Here is a 19,370-nt window from a genome sequence, read left to right on the forward strand (position 1 = left end):
TTATACAACTTATATATGAGATATTTTACACCCCGAATTCATGATTTTTTTAGTATCTAAAAATTGTACTACTAGATTTAAAGCTAATAACTTTTCCCGGACTAAAATATTTTGACTTTTCCTGTCATTAGTTCCTAGTAAATCTAAAAATTATATCCCTATTGCCAGAAAAGAATGAGAGCAATAAACTTCTACTGAAGTTACATCATCTTTCATTTTTCAGTTATCATCTAGCAAAACATGTTTTTTGAGAATATCTTTACGACTTGCATTAATTATACTCCCATCTTGCAATTTAATTCTTTTTTGTAACTTCAGGACATATTTGACATAAGTTATTGCTCCAGCAATTATCATTCAATCAATAGGTAATACTTGTTCTCCTAACAAAGAATTTAAGAGAGTAGATTTACCATGATTAAATCGGTCAAGATAGGAATTTTAAAATCTGGCTAAACCTTATTTTAAAAATATAAATTACATCTTTTATCAATTAAAAACATGGCTCAATATTTAAAATTTATAGAGCATTATTAAAATAATTGTTCAGGTGCGTAATCTTATTTTTGTTGTATGTTGTTTATAAAGCAAAATTCATTTATCAGTAATCAGTTAATATCAAATATAATTTCAAGACATTTTTTTTGATTGGAAGAAAAATAGGTAGATACATTGTATAAAACATACGTACAAAATAAGAAAATTAACAATTTATTGAGCTAATAATTATCAAAATATCGTTACACCTGTGTGAGCGACTTAATAATTAAAACATCACTTAAGTATAGCATTCTTTTCTCAAAACTTTTTCCCAGAAATTGCAGAAGCATTAATAACTGAAATAACTTCAGCTATAACCACTCCATCTGTTGCTGTAAACAAGCTAAAGCTGCCTCAGTTGTCACTTGAGTAAACTTGCTATAAAACCGACTCACACTGACGAACGGGCAAGGAGTTTCCAACACAATTAAGCGATCGCAAAACTGCCTCAACTCTTCAAGTAACTGTCGAGGAGCAACTGGTACACAGATCCAAACAGTATTAGGTTTTTGTAACTGAATAGACTTAATTGCAGCTATCATCGTCATTCCTGTAGCTATTCCATCATCAATCAAAATCACTAACCTATCTAGGGAACTAATACCAGGTTTTCCCACACTCAGCTTTTCTAATTGAGATAAAGCCCTTTGCTGTGTTTTTTGAATCAAAGTATATTGAACTTCTAAACTTCGTGGTTTGTACTTTGACCAAACTAAACAACCATCTGCCGTTATAGCGCCCAGTGCTAATTCTGGGTTAGACGGTAAAGTAATTTTCTTGGCTACTACGACACTCAATGGACAACCTAACCGACGAGCTACTGGCACTGCTACTGGCAACCCTCCTCTTGGTAGAGCATAAACAATGGGGTTGAGTTGCCAATTTCTCGTCAAATTTTCATCGCCAAAGCTGGAAAAAATAACTTCAGCCAATTTTGTTCCGGCATCAGTGCGATCATGGAAGATATGTATAGATGACATAATTTGGGTCTCCAACTACTAGTACAGAAGTGACACACCTAAAAAATTTAACTTAGGTATAATTATAGTGAAACCTAACACCAATAACTGTTTGTTAGCTTACTATGACGAGAACAAAGCTAGAGTTTCTATACAGTCAACAGGGGTATTACTATCCCTCACCTCTGCTTCACGCGCCGTGGGTGAGAATGTGACTCCTCAAACGGCTCTTGCTCTAGAATTGCATGGTTTTTTCTGAGATTTTTTCCCTATAACCGAGGTTATTTGCTATTTTTGGCGTTTAACGGTTCATGTCAGACTTTCTCTCTCTGTGTGTTAGACACCTATCCTACGTCTGCATATCCTATTAATTTCTAATAGGCTTTGGCTTCTTAGGATATTCTTATTCCTTGTATCTTTTGCTTAAGCTTTCCCTACCCTCATCAGAATACACAAGAGATTAGGTAGGGAATTTCCATAGCCAGTTTATTGTTAGTATTAGGTGTCCTGAGTCACCTGAAACTTGCCAGCTAGTCCTTAAGGGAATTGAAAAATTAAAGGGACATGAGCTCCACCATTTTGGCTACAGGAAATACCAGGGCAATTACCCTGTTTTAGGTTGACTTTTGCGCAGCATGACCTAGGAAATGTTTAACAAGATTCATCTTTTTTCACCTTAACTGACTTCTCTGGTAGTCTTGCACTTAGTTTTTAAAACTTATCTGCTTTTAGCCCATGCACGGAGAGTAATGGTTGCATATCCGTTAAACTTGAGCTACGAGGTTACTCCCTAGCTGAGTGAAGAGGAATTGAGCCTCTATCAGCATGAGTTTTAACTATTGGTTAAAGGGTCTTGTTGTAATCTTAGCTTCTTTGACCCAACTAATGACAGTCAACCTTAATCTACAATCTATTTGTACTTACATTTTAACTAATGGCCTTTAATTTTGAAACTTTCTATTTATTTTTGACTTTTGCATTTTGATAACTAAAAAACGACAACTGACAATTAATAATTGACAACTAATAACTGAATTATGTCTAGTGAAAAACAACTCAGTCTTTTTGAGTGGTCAAACAATGATGACTCCTTAGTATCTACCCCTAATTCCGACTTGGAATTTAATCTTATTCCCACAGATGTTAAGATTCCTATTCCATCTGGAGTCTATAAAACAATGGAGCAAATAACATTTCATTGTAACCAATGTCGTAGATGTGAACTAGGAGAAAACCGGACTAATGCTGTCATTGGTCGTGGCAACCCCGAAGCAGAAATTATGGTTATTGGGGAAGCGCCCGGTCAAAATGAAGATGAACAAGGTCTCCCTTTTGTAGGTAAGTCTGGGCAACTGCTTGATAAAATTTTGCAGTCTGTGGAGTTAAGTAGCGATCGCCACGTTTATATATCTAATGCCATTAGATGTCGTCCACCAGAAAACCGGACTCCTACTCTCAAAGAAGTAGGAGCTTGTAAACCCTACCTATTGGAACAAATACGTCTTGTCAACCCGAAAATTATTCTTTTAACTGGGGCAACGGCAGTTAAAGCTTTAACAGGAGATAAGCGAGGTATTACTAAAATTCGAGGTCAATGGATAGAATGGGAGGGGCGACTTTGTATGCCTATTTTTCATCCAGCTTATCTTTTGCGTAACCCCTCTAGGGAACCTGGTAAACCAAAGTGGTTGATGTGGCAAGATATTCAAGCAGTTAAGCAAAAATTAGAAGAGCTTCAAAGTGATAGTAATTCTTTTGATTTTTGAACAACAAATCAGAATTAATTAGATCTATATAGCAGTCTACCCATTGGTTGTGGCAAAATTCCATACTAAAAAAGTTTGACAAAGTTGAATATTTGACCAGAGCACAAAAAAACTTCAAATAACTTAATTATTTTCAAATAACTACAAACATAATAAATCAAATTGTTTGATGAAATTTTGGGCTGGTCAACAAATATTTTCAACAGAATTTTGCTCCGAGGTATTCGGAGCAAATTTTGTATAATTTATCCACCACTATTTTTCGGGTTTTTCAGCGATTTTTTGTCATTAAATATTATCTAAATTCTCGGAAATTATTATCCGTAAATCTATCCCAAAATATTGCTCAACTTTTGTAAAAATTTAATAAAGTTCATAGTATTTTCAGTATTTCGACTTCTTTTATTAATCAATAAATTATTATGTTTAATAGTCTCAGGTACCAGAATAAGTAGACCTTTATTTTTCATTAGTAAAGTTGAATTTATATTTTTTAATTTGTTGTTCTCCAAACATAACTTCATAGAAACGATTTGAAATTACTATATATCCTAAATGATTTGTGAAGAAAAAGGGAGAGTAGGAAACCCCACCCTAACCCCGACCTCAGAAATTACTTTTGACTTGCGCTTCGCCCTACTATCTTTTTCAAATAAATAAACATCATCTTTTTGGTAACTAAGCTGAAATTCTGAATTAACCTTGAGTTTATCTACTAATTTTCGCGCATATTCTTGACTACTTTTCCAACCAGGATGACGTACATTTATTAATACATAGTCATACTCAGCTAAGGCTTCATCTCTAGGTAATTCTTCTTCTTCAATAATTAACTTAATAAACTGACGATGACTTAAATGAGGAGTAATTTCTGAAGTAGTTAAAACACTACCTTTTGTCTGAATTATATTCACCGCAGTTCGTGTAGCTTGCCAAGTATCTAAATAATCTAAGTAAATAGACCAAAAATAACCATATTTAGCTAAAGCTAAAAATCCGATACAAGACCAAATTATGATAAATTTTGGTAATAGTTGACTAACAATTGTAGATATATTTTTAGCTTCTTTTTTTTGGGATCGGCGTAAATTCCATAGCCAATACCATAAACCACATTTACCATCAGCAATAGTATAAATTACAGCCATTAATAAAAAAGGCAATATTGGCAAAGAATACTGATGAATTAAATCTCGTTGAGCATCAATATCGGAGAGAATATTTAGTGCCAAAACTGGAGAAGCAGCTATTAAAGGAGCTAAATATTTAGGAGCAAGCCACCAAATTATCGGTAGATTTAGCAAAAATAAATATTCTAAAGTTTTAAGAGAAATTAATCTACCAAACACCAGTTCAGGTCTTAAAAAAAGATTCAATAAAATTTCTGGTATGGAGTTACCTAAATATCGATAACGTCCTATTCCTCCTGGCGGTTGACCATCCTTAAAATAAGGTATTAGTATTTGAGTAGCGATAATAAACCAAGTCACACCAGCAAACAAAGCTATGGCACCACATACTCGCTTTTTTTCATAGAAATATAACCAAAAACCCATAGCAGCTACAGGTAAAGATAAGGCATCTTTACAGCCTAAAACCCAGATAATAGCTAAACAAAACCATACGGTTTTATCTAATTTTGCTGCTAAAATTGCTCCTAATATTGCTGGCAATGCCATTACCTCTGGATGAAAATCAAATAAGTTGAGATTAAACACTACTGGGTATAATAAATAAACCATTACTATGGCAAAAGCTTGTTTTTTATTTAACCCTGAATAACGGGCTAAACTCCAAGTAGGTAAGGTTCCTATTGCTAAACAAATTGCTTGTATTAGTAATAGCCAATAAACTGAAGGATAAATTTTATAAAATAATGCCACTGGATACATTGCCCAAGCAGCATGATTTCCCAAATGATGTACTTCTAAAAAGGAAGAAATTGGAGGTAAACCTTGACTTATTAAATAAGTAACTTGGTCATAAATTCCCATTTCAAAAGCAGTAGATTGAAATAATAAGTGACGCACTGTGCTACAGATAAATAAAATTATGGCAGCAATAATAGTTATTTGAAATATAAAATCAGATTTTAATCGTTTAATAATTACCATTTGAGTAGTTATAATTACAGATCGTAGTGTGACTTGATTCCTAAGTTATAGATAGGGCTCAAGTTATAATAAAAACAAATAATTGGATATTTTTTGAGAGATAAAATTAGGTTTTAATTATTTAATTATTGCCATTTTAATAGTTATAATTCAAGCTATTAATATGGCTAAATTATAATATATCTTAGGAATTAAGGCATACTAAAAACTATTTTTTTAGCAGCCTTGTTTTTTTTCAAAGATAAATTTTAAATTTTAAATTTTAAATTTTAACTTTTAACTTTTGAATTCTTTTCTTTGAAATACTATTACATCATTTTTTTGATAACTTAATTCCCATTCTTGGTTGTTTTGGAGATTTTTAGAAAGGATAATACCAGTATCCTTAGTATCTGGCCAGGGATGACGTAAATTCAAAACTACATAATCGAATTCATCTAAATTATCTGGCTCTATTTGATTCAATAACTTGACCATTGAACGATGAGTAAAATGAGGTGCTAATCGATTATCTGTGAGTACCCCACCTTGAGTTTTAATGTAAGTAATTGCATTATTGGTAGCTTGCCAAGTATCAAAGCTACGAGGATAAGAAAATAAACTGGCTACATTACCAAACAACAGAAATATTAAAGTAGACCACAAAATAATTATGCGGGGGTATTGAAAATTTGGTATTGGTAATCTCAGATTAAATTTAGGAATTTCTAACTTAATTATCCAAGTTGATTTTATCTGAATACTTTGATTTTCTATTTCAGAAGCTGCTGCTAGACAGGAAATTATTGTTAATAATAAAAAACTAATTGCAGGTAAAGAATACTGATAATTTAAGCTTTTCTGAAATGATACTTCAGACAGAGCATTCAAGATAATTGTCGGAATAGTTGGAATGAGAGGGATAAGATTAGGTAAAACAGCCTTATTTGTCTGAAGTAATGGAAATATTCCCCAAATTACAGGTAAAAATAACAGAAAAATATATTTGATACTTTCCCAAGATAATATTCTGCCTAACACTACTCCTGGTTGTAGGAAAATATTAATTATAATTCCCACAACAGAATCTCCCAGATAACTATAACGCCCGACTCCAGCTACTTCTTTACCACTGAAAAAAGGAATAATTCCTTGAGTTACAACTATAAACCATAAAATGCCTAAAAAAATAGCAATTAAACCGCAAAACTTACGTTTTTCAAAAGCGAGTAACCAGAAACCCATAAAAACTATAGTTAATGATAAAACTGCTTTACAACCTAATACCCAAATAATAGCTATACAAAACCATAAAACACGTTTTAGTCTCGCTGCTAAAATTGCTCCTAAAATAGCAGGTAAAGCCATTACTTCTGGGTGAAAATCAAATAAATTAATATTAAAAATTACTGGGTATAAAAGATAGGAAATGGCGATCGCTACTGCTTGTCCTTGATTTAACCCTGCTAATCTGGCCAAACACCAAGTAGGCCAACTTCCTAAGGCTAAACATACAGCTTGTAGTAAGAGTAGCCAATGAATATCAGGATGAATCATATAAAATAATCCTAAAGGATAGACAGCCCAAGCAGCATGATTTCCCAAATGGTGATATCCCAAAAAAGAAGAAATGGGAGATTTTCCTTGACTAATCAAATATACAACTTGGTCATAAATACCCAAGTCAAACCCAGTAGAGCAAAAGAAGGCGTGACGTAAACTACTACAGATAAAGAAAATTAAAGTTGCTAGAATTATTATCCTGCTCACAATAAGTGGTGGCAAAAGCATCATATTTTTAAGTCCCACGTTCCCCAAGTCAATTTGTAACAGAAAAAGTAGCACAAAGTACAAAAACTGGCGACTCTATAAGTATTTATACTTTATCAATTATGTTTACTGGCCTTTGTAAGAGTTAAATTATCAGGAAAATATTAAGTATAAATAATTTCAATAATTAATTGATTTCAACTATTGGGGACAACTACTCCCTCCTAACTTCTCTAGGTGACCAATGCGATGGTTTCCCTATTTTGATTTTTTATATTAGGTTTTGAAGCATGAAATGTGGTAGATTCAGAGATCTAAAATTTGGCTTTACAAAAGATTTTTAAATGCCTTTTGATTAATTATCAAGTCATAATACTTATGAATTATGTAATTTTTAATAAGTGAAATAAATTCACGTATTTCCTTGACTAAATTATTCATATTTCACAGAAATTATTTTTTATGTAATAGCTTATTGGGAAAATACTGGAAAGATTTACTCAGTTTTTAAAGTCATAAATTAATAGGGTTAAGCTGAGACTAAAACTATTATAGTATTGTGATTAAAATAATGATTTCCCTTTTTATATTAAAAATCTGAATGGCTAAAATTTATGACTCTAGCAAACTAGCTCTTAACACAAAATGACCAATGAATCGTATAGTGGAATTGTGGACAATTTCCTAAAAACAAACAATATGAAACCAATTACAATCTTAGGATCTACAGGGTCTATTGGTACTCAAACTTTGAACATTGTGGCTCACAACCCAAACAAATTTCGAGTTATTGGGTTAGCTGCTGGAAGTAATGTAGAAATATTAGCCCAACAGGTCAGACAATTTTGCCCTCAAATTGTTGCTATTAATGATAAGTCCAAATTTAGGGAACTACAAGAGGCCATTGCTGACTTGCAGCCTCAGCCTATATTGGTTGCTGACCAAGATGGTGTTATACAAGTAGCTAGATATGGGGAATCAGAAGTAGTCGTAACTGGTATTGTTGGTTGTGCTGGTTTATTGCCTACTATTGCTGCTATTGAAGCAGGCAAAGATATTGCTTTAGCAAATAAAGAAACACTTATTGCAGCAGGTCCAGTTGTTAATCCTTTAATTGAAAAATATAGAGTCAAATTATTACCAGCAGACTCAGAACATTCAGCAATTTTTCAATGTCTTCAAGGTTTACCATTAGAGGGTTTGCGCAGAATTATTTTAACTGCTTCTGGTGGTGCTTTTCGAGATTGGCCGATTGAGAAATTATCAAAAGTAAAAGTGGCAGATGCTATTAAACATCCTAACTGGTCAATGGGTAAGAAAATTACCGTTGATTCTGCTACAATGATGAATAAAGGTTTGGAAGTTATTGAAGCTCATTATTTGTTTGGATTGAATTATGATAATATTGATATAGTAATTCATCCTCAAAGCATAATTCACTCTTTAATTGAGTTACAAGATACTTCTGTTTTAGCTCAACTAGGTTGGCCGGATATGCGTTTGCCTTTGCTTTACGCTTTATCTTGGCCGGAAAGAATTTATACTGATTGGAAACAGTTAGATTTAGTTAAAGCTGGAAGTTTGACTTTCAAGGAACCTGATAATTTGAAATATCCTTGCATTCAGTTAGCTTATACAGCTGGTCGTATGGGTGGTTCTATGCCTGGAGTTTTGAATGCTGCAAATGAACAGGCTGTAGCATTGTTTTTAGAAGAAAAAATAGCATTTTTGGATATTCCAAAATTGATTGAATATGTCTGTGAAAAGCATAATTCAAATTATCAAGAAAATCCTAGTCTAGATGATATTTTGGCAGCAGATAAATGGGCAAGAAAAGAGGTTTTAGCAGCAAGTAGTATAGTAAATAATTCTCTAATAAATTTAAGTTTGGTTAATCTTGAGGAAAATCCCACAGAAATATTTACAAAAATCGAAAATGAGCAGATAGAATTTAATGATTTTTATCAGCGGGGATTAGCTAAATATGAACAACAAGATTATCAATCAGCTTTAGCAGAGTTTGATCGAGCAATAGATATAGACTCCAGTCATATAGATGCTTATATTTATAGGGGTGATGCTAAAGATAAATTAGAAGACTATGAGGGAGCAATTGCTGATTATAATGAGGCAATTAAAATAGATTCAAGTCATCCAAAAGCTTATTATAGTCGGGAAAATGTACTGCGAAAAGCTGGAGATAGTAGGGAAGCGATCGCTGATTATGATCAAGCAATTAAACTAGATCCAAATTATACACCTACCAAGAATTGGAGTCATGTTCATGTTAACTCAGAAACTACGGAAAAGTTACGACAGGAGTAAGTTGATATAATCATTTTTCTAGAAAGATAAAATAATGATTCACTTAATTATTATCAGCAATATCTGAAGTTAAAAATAAATTAATTAAGAAGATTTTATTGGGGTAAGTAATTAGGCAAATATATACTAATCCAAACTGGAATTATTATCTACTATTTAAACAAAACAATCATAGTAGTAAAAAATTAAGTTTTTAAATTATTCAAACAATAGTTATAAACAATAAAAAAAATAAACAAGGAAGCTATTTATTTCGAGAATAAAATAATTTTTCTATATATCTATAGGAAAACTATTACTTTTGACTTTTAACTTTATACTCTCATATAGATTATGTATACAACATCCGAAAATACGACTACAATAATAGTAGCTTTAATTGCTATGGGAATTCTGGGCTGGGGATACTACAGGGCTAGGCCTTATGGAAAAACTGGCATTTTAGGTTGGTTACAATCAGTAGTATTAATGACACCTTGGCTAGTGTTTTTTGTTCTATTTGCTGCGGGAATTTATCTGAATTTAGTATTGATTCTATTTATGTTAGTGGCTTGTACAGGATTGTACATCTATTTGGGTTGGCAATTACGAATAATAGCAGCTCAAGAAACAGAAAATAAACCTGATATTAAACCTATTAGTAACTCCTTACAAGAGTCTTCTAGTGAAGAGAAAACTGAATTAGTAAATAGGGAAGAGAAAAAAGAAGAAACTCTAGAATTTCTTCCTATTTCCACTGAAGACTTACAAAAAGTAAAAGACATTTTTGGTATTGATACCTTTTTTATTACCGAAACTATCCCCTATCAAGAAGGAGCTATTTTCAAGGGTAATTTACGGGGAGATATAGAAAAGGTTTATACTAAATTATCAGCAAAATTGGCCGAAAAACTTGGCGATCGCTACAGACTATTTTTATTGGAAAGTCCAGAAGCTAAACCAGTAGTAATTCTTTTACCAAGCAAAAATGACCCATTACCTGCCACTACATCCCAAAAAATTCTGGCAGTTATTCTATTACTTGCGACTATTGCCACCAGTTTTGAAGCGGGTGGGTTATTGTTGGGGTTTGACTTTTTCAACCAACCCATGAGATATCAAGAAGCATTACCCATTGTAATTGGTCTGTGGATAGTTTTGGGTGGTCACGAAATTGCTCACCAAGTTTTAGCAAAACTTCACAATGTTCGCTTTAGTTGGCCGTTTTTTCTGCCCGCTTGGCAAATTGGTAGTTTTGGTTCGGTTAACCGTTTCGAGTCAATACTCCCTAACCGAAAAGTTCTATTTGATGTGGCTTTTGCCGGACCTGCTGTTGGAGGAATAATTTCTTTGGCAATGCTATTAGGGGGTTTGTTACTTTCCCATGAAGGTAGTCTGTTTCAGATGCCATCAGAATTTTTTAAAGCTTCTGTTTTGGTAGGAACTTTAGCACGGGTGATTTTAGGTCCGGCAGTACATCAGAGTATAGTAGATATTCACCCACTAGCAATTATAGGTTGGTTGGGTTTAGTTATTACAGCAATTAATCTGATGCCAGCAGGTCAGTTAGATGGTGGTAGAATTCTGCAAGCAATTTATGGTCGGAAAGTGGCAGGTAGAGCAACATTATTTACTTTTATAGTATTGGTATTTGCTTCTTTGGTTAATCCTTTGGCGTTGTATTGGGCGATTATTATTTTGGTATTACAGCGAAATTTAGAACGGCCTTGTTTAAATGAATTGGTAGAACCGGATGATGGTCGGGCAGGTTTGTGTTTGTTGGCTTTATTTTTTGCGATCGCTACTTTGTTTCCTCTAACTCCAGGTTTAGCTGGTAGGTTGGGTATTGGTAGTTAATCTTGGGCTTACACAAGTCAAAAGTTAACCCTCCCCTACTCTTTTAGGGGGGGCTGTTTCTTTCTAAAATTTGTTGTCTATTGAAGGTTTAGAAAAAAATAGCGCGATAGTTTATTATGAGAGGCTTTTAGAGCTCTAAGCAGAGATAGATGGGGTGTAGAATGAAAACAGATGAGGTTATATTATGTTCGGATGATTACTTATAATAAAGCCACAATTATTACAGTATAGATATATATTCAGATTGATAGCTAAATGCATGGTGCTCGCCAACCACCTAATATTATGTTCCGGCGATCGTTTATAATTGAACAGCCCTAGTTTGAGGCCACCAATGGAAACAAGTTTGTCCTTTCTTGACTCCTGTAAAGCTTTAGTTTTAACCTGAGAACTGTGCTTAGTTTTTTTGTGAGGAGCGTTTGTGTCCTTGTAGGAAACGACATATTGTAGGAATGCTCACCTCACGGGGTGACAAGTACTTCAAAGCTACTTTGGGATAAGGGTTTCTTGGATTAAAGCTCTGTAGAAAATATGGATTTTTCGAGTCAGATCATGATAATCATTCTTAGAGGAGGGGTGGGTTTGCGAAGCAAGCCCACCCCTTCTCCCCCAATTTTAGTTAATTTTTATTTCAATCAGTAGACTATGGCCATCAGTTACATTTTATGCTAAACAAAGTCAGTCCACTTACACATATAGACTGACCCAAATGCAATTTTTATCCAATTTTTATCATGGTATGAGCTCTCACGGGGTGACAAGCTAGTTGAAAGCTATATATAGAATATTTTGCGTTTAGGAACTGAAAAATATTTCAACAAAAAGAAAATACTTATTGAGAAATGTTGGGGTATAGTACGTTCCTTCTTTGAAAGCACTATACCCCAAAATTTTGAGTTAATTTTTTATTCATTTTAAAAGTTTTTTGAAATAGTTAAAAATATGATAAAAAAGGGTTGGTAATTACAAATAAAAATAAATAAAAGTGAATATATTAGGCTTTTATCAAAACCATATTCAGCAAAAAATGAGCCCATCTTAAGTAGTAATATTACAAATATTATTAGTACATAAAAACGTACAAATATCAAAATCAAGTAGTTATTTTTTCCTACCAATAAAATTATAAAGTAAGCGAAATAAAAAAGAGTAATTCGCCCTGTGTTAAAATTATTGAAAGTACATAAAGTAACTATAACTACAAATAAAGATCCCCATAGTATTTTTCTATACTATTGGTTGAAAAAATATTAAAAACAAGATATATATTTTATTTTGAGACAAAAAAAATCAACTTTATCATCTGTAGTTAAAGTAAAAAAAACTATGGCCAGAGAATCAGGATAGAAGCAATGTTTAAGGATTATAAAAGGGGTGATTCTAATTTAAAAGCAGCTAAAGCTAATGAAAGAAGACTGAATAATTTAATTTTATTAATAGCTATTTTATACACAACTAGTTTTTTAAAAGGACAAAAAATTAAAAATAAAGGAGTTCAATAATATATATTGATAACTAATAAAAAAGGTTAACAAGAAATAAATAAAGAAAAAAACTAGTTTTTTGTAGGATTATCTTGTATTTATTGGGCAATAAATTATGATTTTACTGGGAAATTAGTAGAAATTTTAATGAGGCTTAATTATAATAAATTTCTATATTATTAGATGGGGATCAAAGCGATGAATATAGTAGTGAATTAGACTATATTTTTTGATTAACGATTAATTTAAAAGTGAGTTTTTTCATAATATTATTCTTCAGTACTACTTGAATAATAATTTAACTTAGCTAGGGGGTGTAATGCCTTCTTTCTTTGAACGCACTACACCCCAACATTTCTCAATAAGTGTTTTCTTTTTGTTGAAATATTCTTCAGTTCCTGAAGGTAAATCCTTTTGTATATATAGCTTTTAACTAGCTTGTCACCCCGCGAGCTATAGAAGTTAAAAAATTGGAAATAACTATACATAATATGATTGAGACAAAACTCCCAACAAATACGTGGGTAATAGGTACCTAGGATGAATTTATCCAGATGAAGGAAAACCTTACCTATAAAAAAGCTAAGTGCTATTACTACAACGAGCGCATCAAAATTAAAACTATGGCAATAAGGCCTGACCATTCCAAAGATCATGCAACTATTCTATTTGCAATTAATCTTTTTTGCACTATTAAAAGTACTGTTTTCAATAGTTTGGATAACTGTAGTTATAGGATGACAGATATTAGAGAGTGTCAACCAGATATATCTTAGTTATATCGAGGAACGTGCGGGATTAAAACCAAAGGGAACAGCTATTACTAATCTTGATACCACGCAACTACCAGATTTAGCCATATAAATTGCTGACTCTATTTTATCTCATGATATTGGTTAAAAAGGTTGCTTTACTCTCATGAGTCAATAGTGGTAGCGTAAATATTTATAGCAAAATTTATAGCAAAAATTTATCTTCCTGGTATTAGTTTGCAAAGATAAAAAATGGAAAATAAAAACTATAAGACAAATTTAAAATTCAGCTCCAATACTTTATAGTTACTTAATGTTTGACAAATTGTCTTTTGACAAAAAATTTAGAGAGAAATTAGGATTCCTTTATTAGAAATTTTTATCAATTTGAGGATTTGTCAAGATGAACTCAATCTTAAAAAAAGCTACAGAATCAATAGAAATCAACCAAAATTTGCAGCAAGTGCGACAGCAGAAAAGATTAATGGTAATTGACACGAGAGTGGAAAATTATCGCCAGTTAACTACAGGAGTTACTCCAGAAACAAAAGTAGCTTTAATTGACCCTAAGCGTGATGGTATAGAACAAATTACCGAACTTTTATCTAATTACCCAACTAATAGTTTACATATTGTTTGTCACGGCGACCCTGGCATTTTATATTTGGGAAAAACACCAATAAGCGAGCAGAATCTTCCCAAATATACCGGATATCTCCAAGAATGGGGAATTGTCGATATATTACTCTATAGTTGTAATATTGCCAGTCAATCAGATAACTTGCTCCAACTTTTACATAAATTCACTGGAGCCAATATTGCTGCTTCAAAACATCAGGTAGGCAACCCATTAAAAGGGGGAACTTGGGATTTAGAAAGTCGCATTGGTTCAGTTGCTTCAGAGATAGCTTTTTTACCACAAGTTATTCAGGATTATCCTGGAGTATTTCACGGCTTACAATTCTATCTTGGCCAAGATGAAACAGGTAAAGTCAGAGCCTATCTTGGCAAAGATGATATGGTGAGTAACGGCTACACAAACATATTTTCTAATGACTATCTCACTTTAGGTTCAGTTGGGATTTCGGATCAGCGATTAGTACCAGAATCAGATACTGCCTTTGAGTATAGCTATACTGATAATGCATCCTCTTTTCCAGGGTTCACACCACAGGCATATATGTTCTATGAGACTCCTTTAGACGGGAGTCCCGCCGATGATTCTTTCGTTCCCGAACGCAATACCTATTTCCAAGTCAACTTTCTAGATGAACTGAAGGTATGGAATGGTGAAGATTTTGTGGCTACAGGTGGAGAGGTAATGACCTGGTCTCAACAAAAAAAGTCAGTCATCAACGAAGATCAATTCAGGGAATTGGTAAATGAAGTCACCACAGGGGAAGGTGTTGTAAAGGGAGAACCTTACTATTATTCAGAAATTCGCGAGGCAGGTAGAGACCACTGGCATTACATCATGGAATTACAGGAAGGGACTTCAACTACAGGTATTGATGACGGACTTTACCTCTTGGAAGTCGAAGTTGAGACTAACGTTCCTGATAGTATTCCTTCCGATCCTATTTATATTCTCTACAATCAAAACCTCTCTCCCGCCCCAGATGCAGACCAAAATACTATTCTGGAGGCTCAAAACTATTTGCTGGAAAACTTCGGGATAACTGAACCTGCTCAAGAATTTAAAGCTTTCTTAGATAGCAGTCAAAACGATGGAGTAGAGTCAGATGCTACAGGAATTGCAACTTTTAGGCTGAATGCAGACCAGACAGAAATAGAATATACGATTGAATTAAATGGAATCGATCTAATTGAAGACCCTGCAGAACGTACAGCTGATAATGCAGTCACCAAAATCAACCTTCACCACCGCGACTATGGTATTAATGGGGATCACGTTTTTAATATCTTTGGGGTGGCGTCCGAAGATGACAATGATATTGAGATCGACTACGAAAATGAAACGATTACAGGTAAATGGGATTGGTCTGATGCTGCTACCAATTTTACTCGCCATTCTGAGCCGAAATCTGGTGGCACTTATGGTGATAGAAAAAGCCCTGAATTAAAAATTGAAGTTATTGAGGCTTACGATAATAGTAATGGTACTTTAGGTATCAAGCTGCAAGATGGGGAACCTCAAGATGAACTTGACATTTTTGAGGGAACTAAACTTAAATTTGAGAACGGTACTACAGTTGAGTTCACAGAAAATATCACTATATTTCAGGAATTTCAGGAAGAAAGCAGCACTGCTCAAGTAAGTCTCCTAGAAGGAGATGATATTTTGGATGGGGAAATAGCTATTTTACCTCCTGCTCAAAGGTCGGCAACTACTCCCGTGACTACTTCTCTAGTTCACCTATTTCATGGGAATCTCTACGTTCAGGTACAAACAAAGCAAAATTTTGACCCTGGTGATATTCGGGGCCAAATATTACCTGTGAGAACTTTAGCAGATGCCGAAGATGATGTACTTTCTGGCGGTACAGGTAATGAATTATTTGAATTGGATGCCGCTGATGTAGGAGGTGTTGAGATTAAAGAATTGGCTGGTCGCGAAACTTTGACTCTTGAAGGTATGGAAACTTCTATGTCAAATTTGCATAGAGAAGATAACGATCTAATTATAGATGTTAACCAAGATGGCAGTTTCCAAACAGCGGAGGACCTGACCCTCAAAAACTTTTTTGCAGACGAAGTAGGAGTAGTTGGCAAAGGCTATATTGAGTTAGTTGATGAGATTTCTGGTAATGAAATTTTAAGAGGTGTTTCTTCTAGTGGGAAGGATTTAGTCCATGGAACTTCAGAAGACGATATTCGGCAAGGTAAGGGGGGTAATGATGTTATTTCTGGCTTTGGTGGTAATGACGAACTCTATGGTAACCGGGGTGATGATCTTCTCAAAGGTGGTGATGGTAACGATATTCTCAAAGGTGGTTATGAAAACGATACTTTAAAGGGGAATAGTGGTAATGATACCTTAATTGGTTGGCAAGGTTTCGATATTTTGCTTGGTGGCAGTGGAGAAGATAATCTGAAGGGTGGTATCGGTCGCGATCGCCTGAATGGAGGAAAGGATGACGATCTGCTCAGTGGTGGAGCGAGTCAGGATAAATTTATCTTTGCTGCCAATAAAACATTTAGTGAAGCAGATTTAGGTGTGGATGAAATTACTGATTTTGTATCTGGCCCAGATAAAATTATCTTGGATGTAACAGTGTTCACTGCCATTAAGACTACTCCTGGAGAAAGTCTAGATGAAGGCGAATTTGCTGTGGTGGATAATGAAACTGATGTATTTAGCGCTGATGCTACGATCGTTTATAACTCAGCCAATAGTACATTATATTATAATCCTAATGGAGTTGAAAATGGCTTGGGAGATGGGGGTAGCTTTGCCCTGTTATCTAATGAAGCATCTTTGAGTGCAGATGATTTCCTAGTCAGAGCTTGAGGGAATTTGAGCAGTTGAGAGCAGTTTTCATGAAGTATGAGTACAGAGATGTTGGCACTCAGCAGGAGCTATGTAGTCTGCAAAAGTGAAAACTGCTCCTAGGAAAATATTCAAGGTGTCATAAAAATTGATGGTAGTCCTGTAAAAGTAATAATAAAATTAGAACATCCGGAGATTTTATGGTCTCTAATTACAGGATTTTTCATGTTAGTAGACCACAGTAGGGACGCTTTTATGCAACTTCCCTACATGTAAGGTCCCTAAAAGGTTGTGGTTATGGCGTGTAGTTGACAATTTGAAAAGGGCTGTAATGAACCGATAGCAAATCATTCATTTGTTAGCCTAGAAGACTTAGAAGAAGTTTGGTTTGAGTGTTGTCCAATAGTTTTCAAAGAGCAGTTTCTCTGAAAAGCTATCACCTAGGACTATTGGAGGCTAAAAATTCAAGCTGAATTAATCCGATGCTACCGGATTTGATCTTAAACCTCTCCAAAGATTCTCAAGCATTTACTATAATATTAATCATCAAAAATTTTGCTATACTTAGATTGTATATTTTTAAAGATTATTTATTGATGTAGTTGTATTTTTAAGGTTTTATCTGTGATTTATCCTGTTATTTTACGAACTATCAAGAATAGCATTACTTTCGATAAATAGTATAACTATCTTTTAGGGAGCGATCGCTGTTCTCCTCCAGATAGTAGATAGTCATTTTTGAGAGGTTTTGGAGTATTCAAAATTATTATTAGAGTTGTTGGGTATGGGAAAATGTAAAATGCTCAAAAGTTTACTATATAAAGTTTTTGCTAGTTGGGACATAAAAGCACTCTGAAACTTCAAATTATCAGGGCTTTAACCATTTTTTTCCCTAATTCCTAACAACTCTATTGTTAATTATTTACCATCTTTATCCAGTTTTTTCTGGCTTTCTTTTTCGCCATAAAGTATGATTCATACTAAAATTAATGCTACTATTCTGTAAGCATTCAGCTATTAAATGCTTATAAAAGGTGGATGAAAGTAGCGATGTTGCATCTGCAATACTGGGGGATAGAAATCCGTTCCGCTAACCCCATAGCCTCTGAGATATGATAGCAGTACTTTGATTGATTTGACTTAATTCACTAATCTTATACATGAAAAAACTAAAAGTAAAAAAATAAAAATATAAGCTTTACTTATATTTATCTTGGCCCTGGTGGAGCATTGACTTAATCAAAGAATGATGATATAATGTAATTAAAAATATATTATTTAAAGAAACTTCCCTCATGCATACATGAAATGCATCAAAACAAAGCTCAAACTTAATAACAAACAAAATATAGACCGCGATTTGAGTGAGAGTATCAATTTAAGAAATACAGTCTGCTTAAGAGTTAATATAAGAGTTAATATCTATGGAAGTCCTGCTGCTGACAGTTCTGGTGGAAGCAGAAAGTCAACATTAAAATATCACTATAAAGAATGTTATAATACGAAATATAATGGGTGCTAACGCTATTTAAGGAGATAGTCAATGACTGTAGAATTTAAGCACGTGATGTTGATGGTAAAAGATGTACTGGCATCAGTAAAGTTTTACTCGGAAGGCTTGGGACTAACGGTTAAAACTGCTAGTCCGGGCTGGGCAGAACTAGATGCGAACGGTACGACTATTGCTCTCCATGCAGCGGAAAATCCACAAGGCAGTGATTCTCCGATTCTTAGTTTTCATGTAGATGATGTACAAGGGGCGATCGCAGCTTTGGAGCCGATGGGGGCTAAATTAGAGGGAAGAGTTCGGGAACCATCATTCGGGAAAGTAGCAGCAATGCGCACTCCAGATGGTTATCTAGTGAGCCTTTTGCAACCCACAAAAGTCAGTAAGTAGTAATATATATCTATTTATCCTAGAAACCAGGTATATCTGAAAAACCTGGTTTCTTGATGCAAAGACTATTGCCTGCCATAACGGTTGAAAAGTATCAGCGCTGTGGTTTCCTACTACCAAAACTAGGATTCCCAGACGAAAATGTTCTACTGCAGTCCACAACCACACCTTGTTTTTCTTATAGAAGCCATTTGGGATCTTTCTGAAAGACTATAATGGATAGAAAATGCCATATTCTAGTAGCTTGACAGATGAGGAGTGGGTTATAATTGAACCCCTGTTACCCAAAAAGAAAAGAACTAAACCCCCCAAATGGACTAAAAGAGAAATATTGGATGGTGTTCTCTACCAACTTAAGAATGGTTGTAACTGGTGTGATTTACCCAAGGATTTACCTCCTTATTCGACGGTATTTTGGCACTACAAACAATGGCGTATTGGAAGGGGTAATTGAGAAGATTAGAGATGTTTTACATGGACAACTGCGTCAAAAGGTA

11 protein-coding genes and 1 pseudogene are annotated in these 19,370 nt (G+C 34.1%); 9 read left to right on the forward strand and 3 right to left on the reverse strand.

The genetic code is table 11. The features are described 5' to 3' along the window. Positions 1-851: 851 nt before the first annotated feature. Positions 852-1,520, reverse strand: a complete 669-nt coding sequence (locus TERY_RS01930) for a phosphoribosyltransferase family protein (RefSeq protein ID WP_011610271.1) — start codon at positions 1,518-1,520, stop codon at positions 852-854. A 67-nt stretch (positions 1,521-1,587) separates the two neighbouring features. Here TERY_RS01930 and TERY_RS32095 point away from each other — a divergent pair, with 67 nt between their 5' ends. Together TERY_RS32095 and TERY_RS01935 are read left to right on the forward strand one after the other, a co-directional pair. Next, a complete protein-coding gene (locus TERY_RS32095) occupies positions 1,588-1,758 on the forward strand; it encodes a hypothetical protein (protein ID WP_155994245.1) in 171 nt (56 codons plus the stop codon). A gap of 778 nt (positions 1,759-2,536) precedes the next feature. Then, positions 2,537-3,265, forward strand: coding sequence for a uracil-DNA glycosylase family protein (locus tag TERY_RS01935; RefSeq protein WP_011610272.1), 729 nt, complete (start codon positions 2,537-2,539; stop codon positions 3,263-3,265). A 551-nt stretch (positions 3,266-3,816) separates the two neighbouring features. On the opposite strand, the gene TERY_RS01945 is transcribed toward TERY_RS01935, so the two are convergent. Together TERY_RS01945 and TERY_RS01950 are read right to left on the reverse strand one after the other, a co-directional pair. Beyond that, the gene (locus tag TERY_RS01945) at positions 3,817-5,379 is read right to left on the reverse strand and encodes a DUF2079 domain-containing protein (RefSeq protein WP_011610273.1); all 1,563 of its coding nucleotides are present in this window, start codon (positions 5,377-5,379) and stop codon (positions 3,817-3,819) included. 276 nt (positions 5,380-5,655) lie between these two features. Next, positions 5,656-7,167, reverse strand: coding sequence for a DUF2079 domain-containing protein (locus TERY_RS01950; protein WP_370496444.1), 1,512 nt, complete (start codon positions 7,165-7,167; stop codon positions 5,656-5,658). A 660-nt stretch (positions 7,168-7,827) separates the two neighbouring features. Here TERY_RS01950 and dxr point away from each other — a divergent pair. The 7 genes and pseudogenes from dxr to TERY_RS01975 form a co-directional block, all read left to right on the forward strand. After that, positions 7,828-8,994, forward strand: a pseudogene (gene dxr / locus TERY_RS01955) (1-deoxy-D-xylulose-5-phosphate reductoisomerase); the annotation flags it as partial. Between the two features lie 21 nt (positions 8,995-9,015). Continuing rightward, on the forward strand, positions 9,016-9,453 hold the full coding sequence (locus tag TERY_RS35985) for a tetratricopeptide repeat protein (protein ID WP_370497369.1): 438 nt from the start codon (positions 9,016-9,018) through the stop codon (positions 9,451-9,453). Between the two features lie 333 nt (positions 9,454-9,786). Further along, positions 9,787-11,289 (forward strand): site-2 protease family protein, encoded by a 1,503-nt coding sequence (locus TERY_RS01960; protein ID WP_011610276.1) that lies wholly within the window; start codon positions 9,787-9,789, stop codon positions 11,287-11,289. A gap of 1,352 nt (positions 11,290-12,641) precedes the next feature. After that, a complete protein-coding gene (locus TERY_RS32100) occupies positions 12,642-12,791 on the forward strand; it encodes a hypothetical protein (RefSeq protein WP_155994247.1) in 150 nt (49 codons plus the stop codon). A 1,137-nt stretch (positions 12,792-13,928) separates the two neighbouring features. Then, a complete protein-coding gene (locus TERY_RS24650; protein ID WP_011610277.1) occupies positions 13,929-16,997 on the forward strand; it encodes a DUF4347 domain-containing protein in 3,069 nt (1,022 codons plus the stop codon). A gap of 1,522 nt (positions 16,998-18,519) precedes the next feature. Continuing rightward, positions 18,520-18,873: a VOC family protein gene (locus TERY_RS01970; RefSeq protein ID WP_011610278.1), complete on the forward strand. Its 354-nt coding sequence runs from the start codon at positions 18,520-18,522 to the stop codon at positions 18,871-18,873. A gap of 226 nt (positions 18,874-19,099) precedes the next feature. Beyond that, positions 19,100-19,327 carry a transposase gene (locus TERY_RS01975; protein ID WP_011610279.1) on the forward strand — a complete coding sequence of 76 codons (228 nt, stop codon included), beginning with the start codon at positions 19,100-19,102 and terminating at the stop codon, positions 19,325-19,327. The last annotated feature ends 43 nt before the right edge of the window (positions 19,328-19,370 follow it).

The organism is Trichodesmium erythraeum IMS101, from assembly GCF_000014265.1.
GTDB classification, from domain to species: Bacteria; Cyanobacteriota; Cyanobacteriia; order Cyanobacteriales; family Microcoleaceae; genus Trichodesmium; species Trichodesmium erythraeum.